The sequence below is a fragment of the Limosilactobacillus sp. genome (assembly GCF_040772465.1).
In the GTDB taxonomy this organism is placed as follows: Bacteria; Bacillota; Bacilli; order Lactobacillales; family Lactobacillaceae; genus Limosilactobacillus.
In genome coordinates, this window is sequence record NZ_JAXGYB010000008.1 from 46,142 (window position 1) to 67,912 (window position 21,771).

A 21,771-nucleotide genomic window follows, 5' to 3' on the forward strand; every position below is an offset into this window, starting at 1 on the left:
CAATAGATCAACGACCCCTCTGAACTCGCAATTACATACATTAGGTATATTACGATATTCTTATTTAATTGTCAACAATTAACACTGCTTAGTTCTCAGCTGGTTCTTTAGCAGCTTCGATACCGTGAATGAAGACATCAAGCATAATCTTGTCACGTTCTTCTTTGGAAACACTGTGACCGCCAAAATCCTGGAAAGTTTCAAACAGCGGTGCTAGTTCAGCAATAAAAAGTTCCGCTGCTTCATTTGGCAGCAAATCAGGACGCAAAGGCACATCTGGCAACCGGAAGTAAGCAGTAATCGGTTGAACATAGTCCATCGTGAAAAGCATATTCAGTTTCCGTTTGGCACTATCAGACAGCAGTTTCTTAGCCGATTGGAATTGGCTGTAAGGATTCATGGGGTGATACTTCAGCAGTACCTGAGTAATCTTCCAGAGGCGTTCTTCAACATCGATATCACGAAGACGCATCACCCGGTTGATATCCTGACGAACCTTTTCACCGAGGTTAGTCAAAACATCCAGGTACAAAACTTCCTTGTCGCTAAAGTGGTGATACAGGGCTGGCTGGGTAATTCCGATTTCTTTAGCGATATCACGCGTTGATGTATTCCCGTATCCCTTTTCTAAAAAAAGCTTGGTAGCAGTCTTAATGATTGTCTGCCGAGTTTTGGCTAATTGTTCTGCTCGTTTCATTTTGCAAACCCTCTTCATTTGTCACATGCTAATTAATACATATATGATTATCTCACGATCAATAAATGATAGCAATAGATATTATAATACATCCTGGCCTGATAAGCAAAAAAGCACTGCAGATGTGAAGAAATCACACCAGCAATGCTTTAAATGCACAAATTATAATTTATATTGGATTATACGGTGATTAGTTGGGCGGGCTGATTACCACGTTGAACTTTCAACGTGATCTTCCCCCGACGGGCACCAATCGTAGCGCTGTCACCGACTTGGAGATGTTTAGTGAGCAGTGCTTCACTTAACGGATCCTCAACGAGGTTTTGCAGAGTCCGACGTAATGGACGGGCACCATATTCAGGGTTGTAGCCCTTATTAGCAACCAAATCAACGGCCGCTGGGGTCAGCTTCAGGTTAATACCCTGTTCGCCAATCCGCTTCTGAAGGCGTTTAGCCAGCAGTTTAACGATCTTATGCAATTGTGGCTTCTTCAGTGGGTGGAAGATGATGGTCTCATCAATCCGGTTCAGAAATTCTGGCCGGAAGTGCAGTTTCAGTTGTTGACGAATAGCTGCAGCCATTGCGTTGTAGTCATCCGAAACGTCCTTAGCTCCAAAGCCAACTTCCTTTTCATCACGTAACTGAGTAGCACCCAGGTTAGAAGTCATGATTAAAATCGTGTTGCGGAAATCAACTTTCCGGCCCTTCGCATCGGTCAGGTAGCCATCATCGAGAACCTGTAAAAGTAGGTTAAAGACGTCTGGGTGAGCCTTCTCTGCTTCATCCAGCAGCACAACCGAGTATGGATGCTGGCGTACTTTTTCGGTCAGCTGGCCGCCTTCGTCATAGCCAACATAACCTGGTGCAGCACCAATCAGACGACTGGTACTGTATTTCTCCATATATTCGGACATATCCACACGAATCATGTTGTCTTCTGAGCCAAACATAGCTTCAGCTAGTGCTTTAGCGAGCTCAGTCTTGCCGACACCGGTTGGCCCCAGGAACATAAACGAACCAATCGGCCGGTTTGGATCTTTCAAACCACTACGAGCCCGCCGGATGGAATTAGCAATTGCCTTGACGGCTTCATCCTGACCAATGACCCGCTCATGTAGGATCTTCTCCAAGTTGACCAACCGTTCAGTCTCAGATTTCTTCAATTGGGTCAGCGGCACACCGGTCCATTCAGCGATAACTTTAGCAATGTCATCCTCCGTAACCGTCAAAGATTGATTATTTTCTTGTTTTTCTTCCTGTTGCTGACGTTTTTCAATCGACTGGCGAAGTGCCAATTCTTGTTGACGCAGCTTAGCAGCTTGGTCAAAGTCCTGGTTAAAAATCGCACTTTCTTTTTGGTCCTGGAGTTGCTTCAGCTTCATGTCATCATCACGGTCCGGACGGGATGCTTCTTCGGCATCAATCCGTACCATGGCAGAAGCTTCGTCCATCAAGTCGATGGCCTTGTCAGGCAGGAAACGGTCGGTAATGTAACGACTCGACAATTTGACAGCTGCCGACAATGCGGCATCGCTGATCTTCAAATGGTGGTGAGCTTCATATTTTGGCCGCAACCCACGCAAAATAGCGAGGCTTTCATCTTCTGTTGGTTCTTCAACCTGAACTGTTGCAAAACGGCGTTCTAGGGCCGCATCAGGTTCGATGTACTTTTGGTACTCATCCAAAGTCGTCGCACCGATCAACTGAAGCTGACCACGAGCTAGTGCTGGTTTCAGAATGTTAGAAGCATCAATTGCCCCTTCAGCACCACCGGCACCAACTAAGGTGTGCAGCTCATCGATAAAGAGGATGACGTGCCCATCGCTTTCGATTTCATTGATCACTTTTTTCAGGCGGTCTTCAAATTCACCACGGAATTTCGTTCCAGCAACCAGTGAACCCATATCCAGTGACATTACACGCATCCGTGCTAATTCAGGAGTGACGTCGCCACTAGCAATCCGCTGGGCCAGGCCTTCAGCGATTGCTGTTTTCCCAACACCTGGCTCACCGATCAGTACCGGATTGTTCTTGGTCCGTCGGCTGAGGATCTGGATTACCCGCTTAATTTCCTTGTCACGACCAATAACCGGATCCATGCCGTTGCTCGAAGCAACAGCTGTCAAGTCATGAGCTAAGGAATCCAGGGTTGGGGTTCCGGCTTTCTGCTGCTTACCGCGACCACCACGACCCTGCCGTGATGCTCCCTGGTTAGCCGGCATTTCTTCTATGCCCAGATGACGGAAGAGTACACGCCGCGCACGTGTCGGATCAACATTCAGATTCTTAACAATCCGCGTTGACAGCATCGTTTCGTCGCTGATCAAAGCCATCAGCAAGTGTTCAGTACCGATCTTGCTCATTCCATACTGGTGAGCTAATTCACGGGCATGACGCAAAACTTCCTGCATTTTCGGAGAATACGGCAGGAAAAAGTCGCTACCCTGAGAATTCAAATTGCCATAACCCGTCAAACGTTCAATTTCTTCCCGGACATCATCGCTCGTGACATTAAATTGCTGGAGAACTTTGCTGGCAACACCATTCTTCTCCATTGTCAGTGCTAGCAGCAGGTGCTCAGTCCCAACTGCTTGGTGTTTAAAGTAACGTACTTGTTCTTGTGCCATCGCCAAAACGGCTTTGGCGCTAGGTGTAAAGAGATTATTCATTGTAATTTGGTTTCCCCCTTAATGGGTTAGCTTTCAAAGCGCAACCGGTTTAATAATGATGATAATACGTGAGCCCGAAGCTGGTCCTCTACGCGCCGATTGCCGACGTTTAGGGTCTGCCGAGCAATTGCAACGAGCATCAAGTCCCCTTCGCGACGCGTAATAAGTTCGGCGTCATAAAGAGTTTGAATAATATTAGACGCTTCGCGTTCACTGATTGTATCACCAATGGATCCTAAAAGCAGGTTAATAAGATCAACATCGTCTAAAGCAGTGACTTGCTCAATTCGAATGTAGCCACCGCCACCGCGTTTGCTGCGTACCAAGTAACCATTTTGTATCGTGAAACGTGTCTTGATCACGTAGTTAATTTGCGACGGTACAACATCAAAGTGGTGAGCAATTGCTGAACGTTGGATCTCAATTTCTTGTGAATCACCAAGGATCTGCTTCAGGTAATCCTCAATCATATCAGACAAACTTTTTTCAGCTTCCAACAGTCTCATCCCCGCTTTCCTGACTAAGTTTGACCATTATTCTATCATATTTTCTTCTGAAAAGCCGGAATAATGCATCCACGAAAAAGACTAGGGAAAGCATCGCTTCCTCTAGTCCTACATAATCTTTACAATTTCAACAGTTGACTCCCGTAAGCTGGTAAGGTCAAGTTAGCCAAATGGTCAGCAATCATCTGTTTAACTGGAACGGTCACACCCATCAGTTGGTAATTACCAGCCACTTTCAGCGGCTTGTCACTGCGGTTAACCAGGCAAATCTCCGTCGATGCGGGGGTGTAGCGAATCACACCGAGCAGATCCTTCCCAGCCATCACCGCTAAGTTACCATCCTTAAAAGCATCGCTCTTTTTTCGTTCGCGGATACAAGCACTGACAAAGTTGACGAGATCCCAATCCTGGTGACCCCATGGGTAGAAGCGCCGGTTATCTGGATCGACGCCACCATCTAAACCAGCTTCATCTCCGTAATAGATACAAGGAATACCCGGAAAACAGAAGAGCAAACGAAAAGCCAATTTGACAAGATCGATGTTGTCGCCCAGCCCGCGACGAATCCGCTTCGTATCATGGGTGCCGATGTTATTGAGACAGTTGAGCCAGAAGTTACGCGGATAGTTTTCCCACTGCGTCATCAGTTGGTACCCCGTCTCGACGCCGTCTTGCTTGCCCGTTAAAAAGTTGATGATCATCTTTCTCACCGGATAATTCATCACTCCATCGAGGTTACCGCCATCCGTGTAAGCTCGTCGGTGACCGTAGCTATGCTTATTGGATGCATCTTCCCACACTTCACCGATTAAGATTTTATCAGAATAGTGGTTCAGGTTTTGACGAATTGCAGTCAGAAATTCATCACTGAGTTCATCGGCCACATCTAATCGCCAGCCGTCAACGCCGATGTCATTCCACTTACTAAGAACACTATTGCGACGCCCGTAAATAAACTGCTGATAGTGCTGGTTGTGGTGATCCACTGTCGGCAAATCGACAACACCCCACCAGGATTTGTACTTATCCGGATACTTGATAAAGCTAAACCAGCTGTAGTATGGGCTTTCGCGGTTGCGGTATGCCCCAACATTTGCGCCATATTGTCCATTTCGGTTGAAATAACGGCTATTTTGGCCAACGTGGTTGAAGACTCCGTCAAGAATCAAGTGCATCCCGTTAGCGTGAAGCTTATTGACCAGCTCCCGAAAATCATCTTCCGTCCCCAACATGTCATCAATTTTCATGAAGTCGTTGGTGTCGTAACGGTGCACACTATCCGCCTGAAAAATCGGGTTCAGGTAAATTGTGTTCACGCCAAGTTGCTTTAAGTAGTTGATCTTTTGGGTAATCCCCTTTAAATTGCCGCCATAAAAAGTCCAGCGCTGAATATTATTATTGTCATCCTTGACGTACATCGGTTTGTCATCATGATGACCGTAAATCAGAATATTCTTCTTATTACCGTTAACGTGACCGTCATCATTCCCGTTAGCAAAGCTGTCTGGGAAAATCTGATAAACAACCGCATCACGGTACCAAGATGGGCGTTGGGTTTGGGAAGCATAAACCGTTAATTGGTAAGATTTAACATCAGCAAATTTGTCGCATTCTTTGCCTTCGCCACCACAGCCCTTGCCGAGATAACGAATTCGTTGATTCTTAAAAACAACTTGGAAGAAGTAGTAGTAACAGCCGGCCGTCGTGATCGTAATGTGACATTTATAGGTCTGTCCCCGTTTTTCCATCCGGTAATAGACAGGCTGCTCACTATCCTTAGTCAGGCAGACTTCCACCCGGTCGATCTTTTCTGCGGGAAAATCAACCGTGAGCCCCAGTGAAACTTCGTTGCCTGCGTGAATCGCTCCAAACGGTTTTTTATACTGCTGAGTCCAAGCATTAAAGTGGAGATTGGCCATTAGCGACGAGCCCGACGATGGTTGCGATGGTGGCGCTTCTTAGCAGCTTTTAAAGCCCGGTGAGACTCATGATGGGCAGTTACTGTTGTTGGTTTAGCGGAAACTTCACTAACTTGTTCAGTATGATCTGACTTACCTGCAGCAGCATCTTCAGCCGTGTAGGACTTGATGTGCCAGATATCCTTGACGTAGCGCTTGATCGTGTCATCAGAGGAGAAGTGACCAGCATTGGCAATGTTAATCAGTGCCATCTGGTTCCAATGACGACGGTCCCGGTAAGCCTTGTCCACTTCTTCTTGAACCTTCACGAATGGTTCAAAGTCCTTCAGCACGAAGAATTCATCGTTATTGCCAGTCAGCGAACGGAAGATCGTCTGCCCAGCGTTGCCCAAGTTCGGAATAGTCCCGTCAACAAAGGCGTTCAGTACGCGTTTGATAACTGGATCGTTATCGTACAGAGTTTGTGGGTAGTAAGAATGCTCGTTGTAGTAACGGTATACGTCATCCTTGGTCAAACCAAAGGTGAAGATGTTGTCCTTACCAACATAGTCGTGGATTTCGATGTTGGCACCATCCATCGTTGCCACAGTCAAAGCACCACAGAGCATCAGTTTCATGTTAGAAGTCCCGGAAGCTTCCTTGGAAGCCAGTGAGATTTGTTCAGAAACATCGGCAGCCGGGATAATCTTTTCAGCTAGGCTAACACCATAGTTTTCAAGGAAGACCACCTTGATCTTCTTGGAAACGACTGGATCGCTGTTAACCATATTAGCTACTTCGTTAATGCACTTGATAATGTCCTTTGCATAACGGTAGCTTGGTGCTGACTTACCAGCGAAGATGAAGACCCGCGGCTTGATGTCCAGACTTGGGTTGTCCTTAATGTCAAAGTAGAGCTTGATGATCCGCAACAGGTTCAGCAATTGACGCTTGTAGGCGTGCAGGCGCTTAATTTGAACATCAAAGATGGCCGTCGGATCAACAGTGATTCCCGTCTGTTCCTTAATGTAAGCAGCCAGCGCCTTCTTGTTTTCTTGTTTAACTTCGCCAATCTGATCAAGAATCTTGGTGTCATCCTTGTACTTCAGCAGTTGACCCAAATCAGTAGCATTAGAGTGCCATGATGTGCCAATCGTCTTGTCCAGCAACTTCGTCAGCGGCCGGTTGCCGATCAGAGCCCAACGACGAATCGTGATCCCGTTGGTCTTGTTGTTGAAACGTTCCGGATAGAGCTCGTAGAAGTCATGCAAAACTTTGGTTTCCAGCAGTTGGGTGTGCAGCTTTGCTACCCCGTTGATACTGTGTGAGCCGATGATAGCTAACCGTACCATGTGAACCTGGCCATTAGCGATTGGACGGGTCCGGTTAATGAAGTCATTGTCACGCTTGCCCCGTAAGCCAGCTGCGAAGCGCCGGTCGATTTCGCGAATAATTTGCAAAATCCGTGGAACTTCCTGCTGCATCATGTTGATGTCCCAGCGCTCCATTGATTCCATCATGATGGTGTGGTTGGTGAAACTGACAACGGATTGGGTGATGTTCCACGATTCATCCCAGCCCAGACCATGCTCATCCATCAACAGACGCATCATTTCTGGAATGACCATTGCCGGGTGGGTGTCATTGATATGAACAGCGATGTACTGACCCAGCTTGTTTAGCGGTTCGTCATATTTACGCAGGTAGTGGTCAATGATGCTCTGCAGACCAGCAGAAACGAAGAAGTATTCCTGGTCCAAACGCAGACGACGACCACTTTCCGTCGAATCATCTGGATACAAAACGGAAGTCAGATCTTCAACCTTACGCAGGTCATCGATTGTCCGGTAATTTTCTTCCTGGTCAGAAGGAATTTCGGCGTCCCACAGCCGCATGGTGTTAACAACGTCATCGTGATAACCAGTCATGCCAATATCGTACGGCACAGCCTTGATCACCCGGCCACCCTTGTAGACCGGTTTGATTTGGCCATCAACCATCGGCAATTCAACGTGACCACCGAAACGGACGTACTTGGAGTGGTTCTCGTGCTTGATTTCCCAGTTGCTACCACCGTCTAGCCATTGATCAGGCAATTCAACCTGGTAACCATTGATGATCTTTTGCTTGAACATCCCGTACTTGTAGCGAATCCCGTTACCATTACCCGGGAAGCCATCACTAGCCAGCGAATCCATAAATGACGAAGCCAGCCGACCAAGGCCACCATTACCGATCGCGATATCTTTTTCAGCTTCAGCAATCTTGTCTAAACTGAGGCCCATTTCCTTCAGTCCCTTATCAACTGTATCGTACCAACCCATGTTTTCCAGGTTGCTCTTCAACAGTCGACCCGGCAGAAATTCAATGGAGAAGTAGTAAAGTTGCTTTTGCTTTTCCTTGTCAGAACGGCTCGAAGTCTTTTGCAGCTGACCGTTAACGGCTTCTTTGACCATTGAACAGAGAACTGTGCAGAGGTCTGCAGCCGATGCATCATTGATGTCCAGGGCAAGGTCTGTGCTGACCCGCTGCTTAAATGCTTGAATAAAACTCTGTGTGGTTAATTGCTTAAACACTGATGTTCTTCCTTTCTCTTTAATGCCTGTGCTGGTCCATCCTAGACCAGTTCATGATAGAGGTCGATGTACTTTTGGCTCTGCAAACGCCAACTGAAGTCTTTTTGCATCGCGTGGTCCATCAACGTCCGCCACGTCTTTTTGTCCTTATAAGTTGCTAGCGCCTTCTTAACACATTGAACCATGTTGTAACCGGAGAAGTCTTCAAAGCCGAAGCCATCACCTTCGTTGGTGAATTGATTGTAGGGTTCCACCGTGTCACGCAAGCCACCGATTTGGTGAACGATCGGTAAAGTCCCATAGCGTTCAGCAATCATCTGCGACAGCCCACATGGTTCAAAACTGGATGGCATCAGGAACATGTCGGCGCCACCATAAATCTGTTGAGCGATGCCGGGATCAAACTTGATCATCGCAGCACACTTGTTGTGGAAGTTGTGGCTAAAGTACCAGAAATCATGTTCGTAGTTGGCGTCGCCGGTACCCAAGATCGCAAATTGCAGGTCAAAGTTCAGCATGTTCATCATTTCGCTGACCACTAGCTGGAACCCCTTTTGTGAGGTCAGCCGGCTGACCATTCCGATTAACGGAACGTCTTTTCTCACCGGCAAACCAAACATCTGCTGCAAAGCAGCCTTGTCACGCACTTTACCTTTTAAATGACGACGATCGAAGTGTTGGACGAGGTTAGGATCGGTTGCTGGATTATTGCTCTCATAGTCAATGCCGTTTAAAATGCCCGACAGTTTGTTGTTGCACATTCTCAGAATCTCATCCAGTCCGCAACCGAAGTCTGGTGTCTGAATTTCGGCAGCGTAGCTCGGGCTAACCGTAGTGACCTTATCAGCATAGAAAATACCAGCTTTCAGGTAGTTAACGGCCGTTCCCATGCGAATCGTGCCATCATCGTAACGATCCGGTTGCATCCCAAAGAGTTCAGGCAGGACCTGCCGTCCGAACTGACCCTGAAACTTCAGGTTGTGAATGGTCAACACTGTCTTAATCCCGGAATAAGCCCAAATCCAGCCATACTTTTCTTTCAACAAGAATGGGATCATCGCCGTATGGAAGTCGTTGCAGTGCAAGATATCTGGAATAAAGTTAATCTGCTGCATCAACTCAATCACGGCTTGCTGGAACCAGGCCCACCGTTCACCATCATCATAGTAGCCATAGAGGTTTTGCCGATCAAAGTAGTACCGGTTGTCCAGGAACAAATAGGTGACACCATCGGCTTTTATAGCATGCACGCCAACGTATTTGGTGCACCAGCCCACCTTAATGTAAAATTCACCCCAGTTTTCCATCTGTTGCTGGTAAGCATTAGGCATCCAGCGCCAAAAGGGAACGACTACCCGCACATCATTACCCTTCTTGGCAAGGCTCTTCGGTAGTGAACCCATTACATCACCGAGGCCGCCCGTTTTAAAGAAAGGCGCACACTCAGCGGCTGCGAACAAGATCTTCACTTTTACTCTCCTCCTCAACGATATCTTTCGTTACGTGCATCCCCTTTGGAATGACGAGCGGATTATCTGGATCACCAATAATCTTGACACCAGCATCCACCTGAACCCGTTTATCAAGGATGGCGTTTTTGATAACTGCATTCTTCTTAATTATACCGTCAACCATGATGATGGAGTTCTCAACGTGAGCTTTTTTGCCAACTACTGTCCGCCGTGATAAAAGACTGTGCTTTACTGATCCATAAATGCGGCAACCAGTCGCAATGTGAACGTCTGCCGCATCAGATTCTGGCGAGTAATAGGTGGCTACATCATTGCGGACGTTCGAGATGACCCTTTGGGTTGAGTAGAGCAACTCATTCATGTTGTTGTAATCCAGCATCCCCATGTTGGCGTCAAAATAGCTCTTCACATCGTAAACGTTGCAGACATAACCGGCGTATTCAAAGGAACGCACTTCACCGCCGGACAACTTATCGAAGAAAAACTGCTGCAGGCTAGCCGTCTGCGACTTCCGCTGAGCCTTTTTCAGTTCGTTGATCAACCAGTCAGTATTGGCAATGTAGATGTTTAATGCCAAATTGTAACTACCATCGTGGTTAGGCAGTGGCTGATCACTGAGAGAATGAACACTGGTGATTAAGCCCTTATCACTGACCGACAAAATCTTGTTATCATCAGTAATCTGGTTAGCCGGCATCTGTTTAAAAATAGCGGTAACGTTAGCATTTTGCCGCTGGTGAATCCGCACTAGTTCTTTCAGATCGATATTAGCGATCACGGTGTTGCCGAAGAAGACCGTGTATGGTTCAAACGAACGCTGCAAAAAGTTAATCAATTTGTCAAAATAGTGCAGGCTGCCGTCTTTTTTCTGGCGAATAGCATCCTGGAAAAAGTCGATGTATTGATAATTGCCGATGCTATCGAGTCCCCACTGACGACCACCCGCAATGTGATCCATCATTGAGCGCGATTTCTTTTCGTCACAAATCGTAAATACGTCATGGACATTAGCCCGGGAAATACTAGATAAAGCAAAGTCAATTATCCGGTACTTGCAATCGAAGTAAAGGGTTGACTTCGGCCGCCGTGCCGTCAGAGCTTTCAGCCCTGGCTCTTGAAGTTCGTCATCGATGATGGCGCAAACGTTATTAGTCTTCATTGCTCTTCCTCCCTAGTATTTGTCGATTGCCAACCACTTGAATATCATCTTCACTGCCATGAATCTCCATGTTGTCACCAACCACCGCATTTTCACCGATAATAGCGTGGTCAATGTGAACGTTTTGCCCAATGTGGGCTCCTGGCATAACCATTGAATCTTCGATAACACTGTCTTCCATCACGTGGACATTAGCAGATAAAATGCTATGCTTAATCGTCCCAGCAACATAGCAGCCATCAACTACTAGGGAATCTTTAACATCAGCTTCAGGTGTTAAGTACTGAGGCGGTGCAATCGGGTTGTGAGACAAAATCCGCCAACTGCGGTCGTACATATCCAACTCATTTTGCGGATCGATGAAGTCCATGTTGGCCCGCCACAAAGCATTGATGGTTCCGACGTCGCGCCAGTAGCCGCTAAAACTGTATGCATAAACTGGTTCACCACTGTTGAGGTAGTAAGGAATAACGTTTTTGCCGAAGTCCAGCATCGAATCAGTATTGGTTGTAAAGCCGTTCACCAATAATTTTCGCAATTCATGCCAGTTGAAAACGTAGATGCCCATCGAAGCGTGATTGCTCTTCGGGTGAGCCGGTTTTTCCACGAAATCGGTAATTCGGTTGTGATTATCCGTATCCATAATGCCAAAACGTGAAGCTTCACTTGGGTCCACATCGATGACGGCAACAGTTAACACAGCACCAGTTTCAACGTGTTGCTCAATCATCTTGGAATAATCCATCTTGTAAATGTGGTCCCCTGACAGGACAAGCAAGTATTTAGGATTGATACTGTCGATATAATCGATGTTTTGGTAGATCGCATGCGCGGTTCCCTCAAACCACTTACTGCCCTCATTATTTGAGTAGGGCTGGAGAATCGTAATCCCACTATCTAAACGATCCAGCCCCCAACTAGCCCCATTGCCGATATGACGGTTGAGGTCTAGCGGCTGATACTGGGTAATAACCCCCACGTTATTAATCCCAGAATTCGCACAGTTGCTTAATGTAAAATCAATCAAACGGTAACGACCACCAAAGGGAACGTTAGGTTTCGCCTGATTATGGGTCAGCTTTCCCAAACGCGTCCCCTTGCCCCCAGCAAGCACAATAGCAAGCGTTTCTGTACTACTCATAATTCCTCTAGGAAGGTGCCAATACCTTCCTTCCTCCTCTCGTTATTCAGCCAATTCTTTACCTCATTTTCTCTTCTTAGTCTGGCGTTTTGTGGTCCGACTCTGCTTGGTGGTACGACGACGATGGCGCCGGTGACGGCGTGGAATCGTGACGTTCTTCGGTTGCAAAATCAGAACACCCAAAGCAGGGACTGTTGTCGTAATGGAATAATCATATTTTTTCTTAAAAGGCACTTTGTCCGTTTTGCTATCCGGATTATGACGTGTCCAAGTACCACCGAACTCTCGCATCTCCGTATTGAGAAGTTCGTGATAAGTGCCGGCATAAGGTACACCAATGCGGAAGTTGCGACGCTCCACTGGTGTGTAGTTGATAATGATTTCCAAAAAGTCCTTTCGCCGTTTGCCGTGACGAATGTATGTCAATACTGTTTGGGCCGTATTATCGGCATCGACCACTTCGAGGCCTTCCTCTGCCTGATCAAGTTCCCATAAACAAGGGTGGTCCAGGTAAAGCTGGTTTAGAAAAGCAGTATAGGTCTGCATCGTCTTATTAAGGTGGTCGCTTAATTCACCCCATTCCAGCGGTGCATCAAATTTCCATTCAAGATACTGACCAAATTCACTGCCCATAAACAGTAATTTCTTACCCGGATGAGTGATCATGTAAGCATAGAGGTTACGCAGCTGGGCAAACTGCTTATAACGGTCGCCCCACATCTTATTCATCAAACTTCGCTTACCGTGAACCACTTCATCGTGTGACAGTGGCAAAACAAAACGTTCGGCCAGACGGTACATAAAGGAGAAAGTCAGTTTATGCAGGTCATAACTGCGGTAAATCGGATCTTCCTTATAAAAGTTAAGGGTGTCGTTCATCCATCCCATGTTCCACTTGTAATCAAAACCCAGTGCACCGTCTTCGATCAGGCCACTGATCTGAACTCCTGCAGAACTCTCTTCAGCAATCATCAGCACCTTCGGGTAATCCCGCTTAACGGTCCGAATCAGGTTGTGAATAAAGTCATAACCTTCCAGGTTGCGGTTGTCGCCGTATTTGTTTGGCTTCCACGGTTTGTTGTCGTAATCCAAATAAATAATTGACGATACAGCATCCACCCGCAGTCCGTCGATGTGGTAAGCACCAATCCAGAACTCCGCATTAGATATCAAAAAAGATTGAACCTGGGGTTTACCTAAATCAAAGTTCAAAGCACCCCAACCGACGTTTTTAGCACGGTTGCTATCCTGATATTCATAGGTTGGCGTTCCGTCGTAGTAAGCCATCGCATCGTTATTGATGTTGAAGTGACCAGGAACCCAGTCGACGATGACCCCGATGTTTTGACGGTGACATTCTTCAACAAAGTCTTGAAACTGTGCTGGTGTACCAAAGCTTGAGCAAAGAGCAAAGTAACCAGTGATTTGATAGCCCCACGATGCTGGCAACGGGTGCTCCATCAAAGGCATAAATTCAATATCCGTGTAGTGCATCTTTTTGACGTAAGGGATCAACTCCCGCTTGAGATCAGCGAAGTCAAACGGTGTTCCATCATCACGGAAACGCCACGATCCAGCATGCACTTCATAGATGTTCATCGGGCGCTTAAAGTAATTCTCACGGCTGCGTCGGCCAAACCAAAGGCCATCCCGCCACTGCTTCATCGGAAAGTCGATGATCTGTGCCGCAGTATTCGGCCGTTTTTCGTAGCGCAACGCACAAGGATCCGTTTTGGTCACCATCGTGCCATCAGCCTGTTTCAAGCGGTATTTGTAAAGCTGACCAGCTTGCGCATCAGGGGTAAAGACTGACCACGTGCCATAGTCGTCTTTGGACATTGGCAAGTTATCCTGCCAATCATTGAAATCACCAATCAACCAGACTTGCTGCGCGTGGGGAGCCCAAACGCGAAAAAGAAAACCGTCCTGGTTATGCTGGCGGGAACGGTGGGCACCAAATAATTCTTGGATATTGAAATTATGGCCGTCAACAAAGGCTTGTAAGGAATTAACGGTCGCTTGTCTGTCCATTTTTCCGCCTCCAATAAAAATATTATGAAATTAATCTTGAATTAATCACGAGTTGTGGTTAACTATTTTGAGTAAAAAAGGCAACAAAAGATATGAATTTGAATAAATTGCGTAGTTTAAAACGATTACAGTAAATTTATTATTGTTTCAAAATCGTTTTCAACCCTAATTTCATTATAGGTTAATCTTTTTTCTTTATATAACCCCAATTGATAAAAAAAGACATATTGATAAAATAGATTTTTTCTTGGACATTTTGGAAGCTACTTAACGCAAATTTCGACTGAGGAAGGGTTCTTTTTCAAAATAAGACGAGAGTATAAAAAAACAGCGGTGGTTTAATCCCATCGCTGCTGCAAATAAAAAAACCGGGAAAAGCAAAAACTTTTCTCGGCTATGCATTCATTATTATCGTAAATCGGGATTACACGATTCGAACGTGCGACCTCTTCGTCCCGAACGAAGCGCTCTACCAAGCTGAGCTAAATCCCGGAGAATGCACCCAGAAGGAGTCGAACCTTCAACCTTCTGATTCGTAGTCAGACACTCTATCCAATTGCGCTATGGGTGCAAGAAAAGCGGAAGACGGGATTCGAACCCGCGACCCCCACCATGGCAAGGTGATGTTCTACCACTGAACTACTTCCGCATTTGTTAACTTAATTCCTGTCAACGTTTATTAATGATACATGACTAAGTTCCACTTGTCAACATTCATTTGAAAGAAACAGGAAATAATGCGGATAAGAGGATTCGAACCTCCACATCACAAGGATACAAGAACCTAAATCTTGCGCGTCTGCCAATTCCGCCATATCCGCAAAAGTAGAGACTACAGGGCTCGAACCTGTGACCCCCTGCACGTGAAGCAGGTGCTCTCCCAACTGAGCTAAGCCTCCATGGCAACTATCTTAATAAAGATAGCATTGCCAGTATTAATTGTCAATTTTTGTCAGGATCATAACTTTCGGAGTTATTCTTCCGTGATAAGTCCACTTTCTTCAGTGGGATAATGTGTGTCCGGTAACGAACTTTGTAGTAAATGAACAGAATCAAGAAGAGTGGCACGGCCATGTAAGTAATGGCAATGTTGGACCAATCCATCTTGATAAAGGCATCGATATTTTGTCCACCCATCACGATCAAGCAAAGGATAAAGGACAAAATAGGGCCAAACGGGAACAACTGAGCCTTGTACTTCAATTCATTCAGTTGATGCCCCTGAGCCAAGAATGCCCGCCGGAAGCGCCAGTGTGAAATAGCGATCCCTAACCAGGCAATAAAGCCACAAAGACCAGAAGCCCCGATCAGGTAGTTGTAGGCTTCTTTGCCGATAAACTGGGTCAAGAAGGCCAAGACGGCCACCACTGCCGTTCCCAGCAAGGCGAAGACCGGAATGCCCCGCCGGTTGACATAGCCAAAGATCTTCGGCGCATAGCCTTCGCGAGCTTGGGAGTACAGCATCCGTGTAGAAGCATACATCCCCGAGTTAGCAGCAGAGAGGACAGCCGTCAGAATAACCGCGTTCATCACACTAGCGGCAGCAGCTAAACCAGCCCGCCGGAAGACAATCGTGAATGGACTCATCGTGACTTGCTGTACGTTTTGGCTCAATAAGTTCTTGTTGGTATAAGGCAAGATACATGCAATAACGAAAATGGCCATGATGTAGAACAGCAGAATCCGCCAGAAAGTCGACCTGATGGCCTTTGGAACAGAAATTTCGGGAGTTGCCGATTCACCAGCCGTGATCCCGATCAGTTCAGTCCCCTGGAATGAGAAACCAGCAACCAGGAACACGCTGACAATTCCCTGAACACCGCCGACGAATGGGGCATTCTTATAATGGAAATTGCGCATCCCAATCGGGCCTTGGTTGCCGATAATGCCGACGATCATCAGTAAACCAACGATTACAAAGATAGCAACCGTGATAACTTTGACTAATGCCAGCCAGTACTCGGTTTCACCATAAGAACGGACTGACAGGTAATTGATGATGAAGATCAGAACCATCACCACGGCACTGAAGATCCAGCTCGGAATTTTCGGGAACCAGAAATTCATCACGATACCTGACGTCGTTACGTCCACCGTAATGGTGATGGCCCAGTTAAACCAATAGTTCCAACCCATGGCAAAGCCAAGAGCAGGATCCACGAATTTCGTCGAATACGTAGCAAACGAACCCGTCACCGGAATGTACGTGGCCATTTCACCTAAACTGGTCATCAAAAAGTAAACCATGACCCCCATCACGATGTAGGCTACCAGAGAGCCACCAGGCCCGGCAGTCGAAATAGCCGAACCACTGGCAATAAATAACCCCGTCCCAATTGAGCCACCAAGGGCAATCATTGAGAGGTGTCTAGTTTGCAGCGAACGTTTGATGTGGCCGCTATTATTGCTAGGATCGGTCGAATCACTATGTTCAATCATCAAAGCTCCTCCTTGTTCTTCTTCAACTGATGCTGCCAAGCTATCATCTGCCTGACAGTATTTCTTTTTATTATACTAAAGTGACAGTGTTCTAAAACATGAATTGACGATAAATTATTCATTTGGACATGAGCCGTTACCATTTTTAAACTAGTACGATGGCCGAGCCAGGTAAGAAAGGCCTGAATCGAGTGTGTCATCAACCCCCGTTTGCGAAAAGGCCGTGTCAACAAATAACCTATTTCTGCCTGTTGAGATTGGCTATCACTGCTCATTAAACTGATCAAGCCACCGAGGTTCGATCCAATAAACAATCCTAATAAATCTCGTCGTTGCGTCAATTGACTAATTGCCCACGCAAAAGCAATTCCTTCATCAGGTTCCGGTAACATCAGCCCGCTCTGTTGAACCATTTGGGAATCGGATAGTAGGTAACTTAACTGATGGACGTCGTCGGGGTTTAAAACCCGAAGCAGCCATCCTTCGCCATTCAAATGACAGTCGGATAAATTAATCATCTGGCTGGGGGTGCGACCTCACCCATTCGCACGCCAATTGCACCCAGTGAGCCACGTGCGGGTTATCACCGCCAGGATGGTGAGCCGTTAAAGCATTAGCAATGTCCAAGCCGTGTGGTCCATGGGCGAAGACATGGAGTTCCATTGGGACATGGTGTTGGGCTAAGGAATTAGCATAAGCCAATGTATTAGAAGACGAAACAAAGTCATCATCATAGGTTGTCCACAAAAAGGTAGGACGATTCTTTCGGTTGACGTGGAGCGATGCACTGTATTTAGCCACGTCGTCGGTCCATTCCGGCAAATGTTTGGCATCCGGGAAACCCCTATCTAGATCGATGACCGGATAACCCAGGATAATGGCCCGTGGCTTCAAAACATGGCGTTTGATACCAGTAATGTCACGCAACCAGTCACTTGCCCAGTAATCGTTATAGAGGCTAACAACGTGACCTCCAGCCGAAAAGCCCATCAGAATCAAGTGCTTCTTTGCCAAATGCCATTCCCGAGCGTGATCCTTCACCAGTTGCACCGCACGCGCGAGATCGATCAAGGGAGCCGGATAGAGCGGTTGTTTTTCGCTGACAAAACTATAGCGTAAGGTAAACACCTGAAATCCCCGGGCGGCAAAGGCAATAGCTGTTTTCTCTGTTTCCTCCACCGGAATATGGGTCATTGATCCTCCCGGCACGAAGATCAATGGCCAAAACTTATGAACCGGTGATTTTGGCGTTGGCGTCTGCACATAAGCTGTCAAACTGGCAGCTGAATCAGGAGCCAGTTTAAATGTCTGAATCTTCATTAGCACTGCTCCTCAAAAAAAGAGGTTGGTTATTTCACCATACCTCGTATCCATCAAACTAGATTAAAGAATTATGAACAGGTCGCCAGCTGCGTTTCAAGCGCGGTGCAATGGAAATGTACAACCACTCAGCTACTTGAACCCAGGCGTAAGCCAATAACATGGCGCCCATCGTGTCGATTGGGTAGTGGGCAAACAGGTAAACCCGGGAAATTGCGAGTACAACGACGAACAGAACCAAGAGGACCTGAATGATATCCCGGACAGCCCGGCGCCGGATCAGTGGTACGACAACTAAGATCAGAACAGCTGCAACTAAAAAGAAGCCTAAAACGTGACCACTCGGGAAACTGTAACCATTGTCCTTAGCCATATGTTGGACTGGACGGCTCCGTTTAACAATGTGCTTAGCAATCGTCCCTAAGACGTCACCGCCCACCACTGTGCAAATGGTCCACAATGCCGGAATTTTGAGCTTAAATCCCCACAGGAAAAAGGCAATCAATAGCGTCCACAGCAAATCCATCTTGGGACTACCAATGAATGAAATCAGTGTCATCAGCGAGCGCATTGCCCCCGCTTTTTGGTCTGGATTAGCGAACAATGACTGGAATGTGGAGTCTAAGATCTGCAAAATCATTGAATTATCCAAAATCATTGCTGCAAGTACAATAAAAAGAATCCCGGAAACTGCAAACCGTTTCCAGCGATTACGATCGGGTTCAATCAGCATGTTAATCAAATCTCCTATACAAATCTGTTACCTAATGAGTATATCACAACCGATTTGAAAAGCCTTGTATCTTTTTGCGACGAAAAAGGGCGTGGTTAATCATTTCACCAACCCCAAAGCCTAAAGTAATGGCACCAGCAATGACAAAGACCTGGTAAAGGAAGACGAAGGCCTGAGTATTATTGCCAAGGACAAAATTACGCACCATTCGGTAAGCTTGTCCGCCAGGAACAAAAGTGACTAGTGCCGGAACATTAAAAACGATCATCGGTTGCTTGCATTTCCGGGCAGCAAGCATCGAAAAGATAGAGATGAGAACCGCCGCCAAAAGGTTGCTGAGCGCCAAACCGATGTGAAGGTGAAAATACAAGATGCAGTAAATCACCCAGCTGCCGGCTCCGATCAACCCAGCCAGGTTATAAGCATCCAGGGGGATATTCATCAAAATCCCAAAACAAATCGTAGCAACATAGGAAAGGAAGGCTTCCATGATTAATTTCACGACCACCGTCATTCACCCCTTACATCAAACGAATAATAATTACGATCGCACACCCGATCGCAGCCGCCGTGATAATGGCTTCAATAGCCCGTGTCAAACCGCTGATTAAGTTGCCACTAACAAGGTCCCGCGCCGCGTTGGTCAGTGGAACTCCCGGCACTAAGGACATCACCGAACCAATAATGATGTTATCAGCCTGGTGGGCCAATCCCAAGTGAACGCTTAGTATGGCTAAAATTGCAATTACTAAAGAAGCCACAAATTCACCGATATATTTAATCGTAAAGTGCTGATTGATGACTAAATAAACAGCATAACTAAGGCCACCGATAATGAATGCTGGTGCTAGATCTTGTCGATCCCCGGTGAACACAACCATCAAAGAAATACTAAGGATCGCTGCTGCTAAACATTGTAGCCAGACAGGCGTGGAGTCATTACGAAAACGGATGATCTCCAGTTGCCGTTTCATCTGACGAAGTGTGATTTTGCCGCTGCCAAACTCACGGGAAAGTTCATTGACATCGGCCACCTTAGTTAAGTCATTTGCCCGGCGGTTAATCGCGGTGACCTGCGTACTAGTCTGGTTGCTAGCCGACGCTACCATCCCCGTTAAAGTTGTAAAAGCCTGAAAATTCTTCAGGCCAGCGTTTTTCGCAATCCAATTCATCGTGTCGTTAACCCGTTCCATATTGGAGCCGTTTTCGATTAATATCTTGCCTGCCAGTAACGCGACGTAAACCGCTAGATTGATATGTCGTTCATCAGCCACTTCTAGCCCTCCCTTCGACTTTTCCTTTATTATGCATGCCTTTTTTTGCGATTAGCAAGCCAAGATAACAAAATTCCCGCGCATTTTTAGCAAACACGCGGGAATCATTTTATTTATCGTTTTTTACTGGCTCGTTAATGAAGACGTTATGAGCAGCTTTATAAGAAACATTGAGTTCTTTATCCTGTCCATCCGGTTTAATGACCACTGGGCCCTCAAAAGGTTCATGCTTCACAATCGTTACTTTTTGATGTGGCTTCAGCTGTAATTCATTGAGGTAAGTGAGCAATTCATGATTATCAATGAATCGTTCTAATTCAACGTGCTCACCATCCTTGCCGTCTGCTAGATAGCGGTGGCTGACATCTTCAAATTTGCCACTAGCTGAAGGAATAACACCACCGTGTGGGCAATACTTAGGATGATCCAAGAAGTTATCCAGTGCTGTTGCTAAGCGATCGCTCGTTTCGTGTTCGAGTACTTCAGCTTCTGGATGCACATCTGCTAAGTTGTAATGTAATTTATCAACCAAAAAAGTCTCCCACAGCCGGTGCTTCCGCACTAATTCAGCTGCGTACTTCATTCCTGCCGGCGTTAATGAAATCCCGGCATAGGGTTCGTGATTCACCAGTTTTTCGCTAGCCAGTTTCGAAATCATCTCCGTCACGGAGCCGGCCGCGATGCCTAGTCCTAATGAGATATCCTTATTGGTAACTTTTTTACGATTGCCGCCAAGTTCAAAGATGATTTTTAAATAATCCTCTTTCATCGGTGTCATTAATTTATCAACCTCACCTAATTAAGCGTATTACTGTTTATTATAATCTATTAAATCAAGATTGCATATAAAAAGATTATAGCATATTATAGAAAAAGAATTAGGGAAACCTAAGAAAAAAGTTTGGATTTCAATCGGAAAGGAAATCGAAAATGCATGAAGAAAACGTCACCGGCAAGCGCTTCTTAGCGGTCACCCTGCTCAACATCACCATTACGGTAGTTGAACTGATCGGGGGAATCTTGTCAGGTAGTCTGGCCCTTTTGTCCGACGCTTTTCATAACTTCGGCGATTCAGCCTCTATTGTAATCAGCTACTTTGCGCAGATGATTGGTACCCGTCCTGAAACCAGTAAGCAGACATACGGTTATAAACGAGCTGAAATTTTGTCTGCTCTGCTCAATGCCCTGTTATTAGTCATCATTGCTATTGGCTTATTAATCGAAGCAATCAAGCGATTCCAACACCCGACCCACATCAATGGAGAAATCATGTTGATCGTCGCTGTTGTTGGTCTGGTTGCTAATTTTCTCTCAGCAGCTTTGCTACACGCTGGGAGCCACGATAGCTTAAACATCAAAGCCACTTACTTGCACGTCCTCAGTGACGCCTTATCGTCGTTAGCCGTGATTATTGCAGCCATCATTTTAATTTTTGTCAACATCCCGTGGCTTGATCCATTGTTAACTGTCGCCGTTGCACTCTATATTGCCTGGGAAGCACTGCCGATTCTTAAGCAGACACTCCAAATCTTAATGCAGGCTGCACCAAAGCTAGATTACAAAGCGATCTGCAATGATATTCAGAAGATCGATGGTGTCGTTGGTGTTCACCATATCCACGCTTGGTCAGTTGACGAACACCACATCATGTTTTCACTTCACATTAATTGTCATGATATTAAACTGAGCGAAGCTGAAAAGATCTACAGTCAAATTGAACACTTGCTTCGCACTAAGTACGGTATCTGCCACATTACCATCCAAGCCGAATGTGATCGTGGACGTCAAGAACCGATGTTTGATACGGTTGATGACGAAGAGCACGGAATCTAAAAACTAATTATTTGTTGAAAAAA

The 21,771-nt window shown here is 46.2% G+C and carries 17 protein-coding genes and 5 tRNA genes; 1 reads left to right on the plus strand and 21 read right to left on the minus strand.

All coding sequences use genetic code 11. The features are described 5' to 3' along the window. Nucleotides 1–88 precede the first annotated feature (88 nt). The 21 genes from AB3114_RS07930 to AB3114_RS08030 form a co-directional block, all read right to left on the minus strand. The gene (locus tag AB3114_RS07930) at nucleotides 89–697 is read right to left on the minus strand and encodes a TetR/AcrR family transcriptional regulator (RefSeq protein ID WP_367342710.1); all 609 of its coding nucleotides are present in this window, start codon (nucleotides 695–697) and stop codon (nucleotides 89–91) included. 179 nt (nucleotides 698–876) lie between these two features. After that, nucleotides 877–3,366, minus strand: coding sequence for an ATP-dependent Clp protease ATP-binding subunit (locus AB3114_RS07935; protein WP_367342711.1), 2,490 nt, complete (start codon nucleotides 3,364–3,366; stop codon nucleotides 877–879). 26 nt (nucleotides 3,367–3,392) lie between these two features. After that, nucleotides 3,393–3,872: a CtsR family transcriptional regulator gene (locus AB3114_RS07940; protein ID WP_367342712.1), complete on the minus strand. Its 480-nt coding sequence runs from the start codon at nucleotides 3,870–3,872 to the stop codon at nucleotides 3,393–3,395. 119 nt (nucleotides 3,873–3,991) lie between these two features. After that, a complete protein-coding gene (locus AB3114_RS07945) occupies nucleotides 3,992–5,791 on the minus strand; it encodes a glycoside hydrolase family 13 protein (protein WP_367342713.1) in 1,800 nt (599 codons plus the stop codon). Further along, the gene (locus AB3114_RS07950) at nucleotides 5,791–8,316 is read right to left on the minus strand and encodes a glycogen/starch/alpha-glucan phosphorylase (protein ID WP_367342737.1); all 2,526 of its coding nucleotides are present in this window, start codon (nucleotides 8,314–8,316) and stop codon (nucleotides 5,791–5,793) included. The genes AB3114_RS07945 and AB3114_RS07950 overlap by 1 nt, the downstream gene beginning before the upstream one ends. A 71-nt stretch (nucleotides 8,317–8,387) precedes the next feature. Beyond that, nucleotides 8,388–9,815 (minus strand): glycogen synthase GlgA, encoded by a 1,428-nt coding sequence (gene glgA / locus AB3114_RS07955; protein WP_367342714.1) that lies wholly within the window; start codon nucleotides 9,813–9,815, stop codon nucleotides 8,388–8,390. Further along, entirely contained in the window at nucleotides 9,790–10,977 is a 1,188-nt protein-coding gene (glgD, locus tag AB3114_RS07960; protein WP_367342715.1) for a glucose-1-phosphate adenylyltransferase subunit GlgD, read from the minus strand. The genes glgA and glgD overlap by 26 nt, the downstream gene beginning before the upstream one ends. Further along, nucleotides 10,967–12,118, minus strand: coding sequence for a glucose-1-phosphate adenylyltransferase (locus tag AB3114_RS07965; protein WP_367342716.1), 1,152 nt, complete (start codon nucleotides 12,116–12,118; stop codon nucleotides 10,967–10,969). Before AB3114_RS07965 ends, glgD begins: the two co-directional genes overlap by 11 nt. A 63-nt stretch (nucleotides 12,119–12,181) precedes the next feature. Beyond that, entirely contained in the window at nucleotides 12,182–14,149 is a 1,968-nt protein-coding gene (glgB, locus tag AB3114_RS07970; RefSeq protein ID WP_367342717.1) for a 1,4-alpha-glucan branching protein GlgB, read from the minus strand. A 418-nt stretch (nucleotides 14,150–14,567) separates the two neighbouring features. Beyond that, nucleotides 14,568–14,641 (minus strand) — tRNA-Pro (locus tag AB3114_RS07975). 5 nt (nucleotides 14,642–14,646) lie between these two features. Beyond that, a tRNA-Arg gene (locus AB3114_RS07980) sits at nucleotides 14,647–14,720 on the minus strand. A gap of 6 nt (nucleotides 14,721–14,726) precedes the next feature. Further along, a tRNA-Gly gene (locus AB3114_RS07985) sits at nucleotides 14,727–14,798 on the minus strand. Nucleotides 14,799–14,887: 89 nt separating this feature from the next. Next, nucleotides 14,888–14,970, minus strand: a tRNA-Leu gene (locus AB3114_RS07990). 5 nt (nucleotides 14,971–14,975) lie between these two features. After that, a tRNA-Val gene (locus AB3114_RS07995) sits at nucleotides 14,976–15,048 on the minus strand. A 43-nt stretch (nucleotides 15,049–15,091) separates the two neighbouring features. Further along, nucleotides 15,092–16,588: an amino acid permease gene (locus tag AB3114_RS08000; RefSeq protein WP_367342718.1), complete on the minus strand. Its 1,497-nt coding sequence runs from the start codon at nucleotides 16,586–16,588 to the stop codon at nucleotides 15,092–15,094. After that, complete coding sequence (locus tag AB3114_RS08005; protein WP_367342719.1) at nucleotides 16,588–17,106, minus strand: GNAT family N-acetyltransferase; 519 nt, start codon at nucleotides 17,104–17,106, stop codon at nucleotides 16,588–16,590. Before AB3114_RS08005 ends, AB3114_RS08000 begins: the two co-directional genes overlap by 1 nt. Then, nucleotides 17,099–17,908 (minus strand): alpha/beta hydrolase, encoded by an 810-nt coding sequence (locus tag AB3114_RS08010; RefSeq protein ID WP_367342720.1) that lies wholly within the window; start codon nucleotides 17,906–17,908, stop codon nucleotides 17,099–17,101. Before AB3114_RS08010 ends, AB3114_RS08005 begins: the two co-directional genes overlap by 8 nt. 58 nt (nucleotides 17,909–17,966) lie before the next feature. Beyond that, on the minus strand, nucleotides 17,967–18,641 hold the full coding sequence (locus AB3114_RS08015) for a phosphatase PAP2 family protein (RefSeq protein WP_367342721.1): 675 nt from the start codon (nucleotides 18,639–18,641) through the stop codon (nucleotides 17,967–17,969). A 43-nt stretch (nucleotides 18,642–18,684) separates the two neighbouring features. Next, nucleotides 18,685–19,155, minus strand: coding sequence for a threonine/serine exporter family protein (locus AB3114_RS08020; RefSeq protein ID WP_367342722.1), 471 nt, complete (start codon nucleotides 19,153–19,155; stop codon nucleotides 18,685–18,687). A 7-nt stretch (nucleotides 19,156–19,162) separates the two neighbouring features. Then, nucleotides 19,163–19,915 carry a threonine/serine exporter family protein gene (locus AB3114_RS08025; RefSeq protein ID WP_367342723.1) on the minus strand — a complete coding sequence of 251 codons (753 nt, stop codon included), beginning with the start codon at nucleotides 19,913–19,915 and terminating at the stop codon, nucleotides 19,163–19,165. Nucleotides 19,916–20,024: 109 nt separating this feature from the next. Further along, nucleotides 20,025–20,693 carry a metal-dependent transcriptional regulator gene (locus tag AB3114_RS08030; RefSeq protein ID WP_367342724.1) on the minus strand — a complete coding sequence of 223 codons (669 nt, stop codon included), beginning with the start codon at nucleotides 20,691–20,693 and terminating at the stop codon, nucleotides 20,025–20,027. Between the two features lie 152 nt (nucleotides 20,694–20,845). Between AB3114_RS08030 and AB3114_RS08035 the strand changes: the two genes are divergently transcribed. Beyond that, nucleotides 20,846–21,748, plus strand: a complete 903-nt coding sequence (locus tag AB3114_RS08035) for a cation diffusion facilitator family transporter (protein ID WP_367342725.1) — start codon at nucleotides 20,846–20,848, stop codon at nucleotides 21,746–21,748. Nucleotides 21,749–21,771: the final 23 nt, after the last annotated feature.

Bases quoted from the DNA above. Each gene is read 5' to 3' on its own strand.
- AB3114_RS07930 (WP_367342710.1), bottom strand. From the start codon at position 697: ATGAAACGAGCAGAACAATTAGCCAAAACTCGGCAGACAATCATTAAG.
- AB3114_RS07935 (WP_367342711.1), bottom strand. From the start codon at position 3,366: ATGAATAATCTCTTTACACCTAGCGCCAAAGCCGTTTTGGCGATGGCA.
- AB3114_RS07940 (WP_367342712.1), bottom strand. From the start codon at position 3,872: ATGAGACTGTTGGAAGCTGAAAAAAGTTTGTCTGATATGATTGAGGAT.
- AB3114_RS07945 (WP_367342713.1), bottom strand. From the start codon at position 5,791: ATGGCCAATCTCCACTTTAATGCTTGGACTCAGCAGTATAAAAAACCG.
- glgD (WP_367342715.1), bottom strand. From the start codon at position 10,977: ATGAAGACTAATAACGTTTGCGCCATCATCGATGACGAACTTCAAGAG.
- AB3114_RS07965 (WP_367342716.1), bottom strand. From the start codon at position 12,118: ATGAGTAGTACAGAAACGCTTGCTATTGTGCTTGCTGGGGGCAAGGGG.
- glgB (WP_367342717.1), bottom strand. From the start codon at position 14,149: ATGGACAGACAAGCGACCGTTAATTCCTTACAAGCCTTTGTTGACGGC.
- AB3114_RS08000 (WP_367342718.1), bottom strand. From the start codon at position 16,588: ATGATTGAACATAGTGATTCGACCGATCCTAGCAATAATAGCGGCCAC.
- AB3114_RS08005 (WP_367342719.1), bottom strand. From the start codon at position 17,106: ATGATTAATTTATCCGACTGTCATTTGAATGGCGAAGGATGGCTGCTT.
- AB3114_RS08010 (WP_367342720.1), bottom strand. From the start codon at position 17,908: ATGAAGATTCAGACATTTAAACTGGCTCCTGATTCAGCTGCCAGTTTG.
- AB3114_RS08015 (WP_367342721.1), bottom strand. From the start codon at position 18,641: ATGCTGATTGAACCCGATCGTAATCGCTGGAAACGGTTTGCAGTTTCC.
- AB3114_RS08020 (WP_367342722.1), bottom strand. From the start codon at position 19,155: ATGACGGTGGTCGTGAAATTAATCATGGAAGCCTTCCTTTCCTATGTT.
- AB3114_RS08030 (WP_367342724.1), bottom strand. From the start codon at position 20,693: ATGACACCGATGAAAGAGGATTATTTAAAAATCATCTTTGAACTTGGC.
- AB3114_RS08035 (WP_367342725.1), top strand. From the start codon at position 20,846: ATGCATGAAGAAAACGTCACCGGCAAGCGCTTCTTAGCGGTCACCCTG.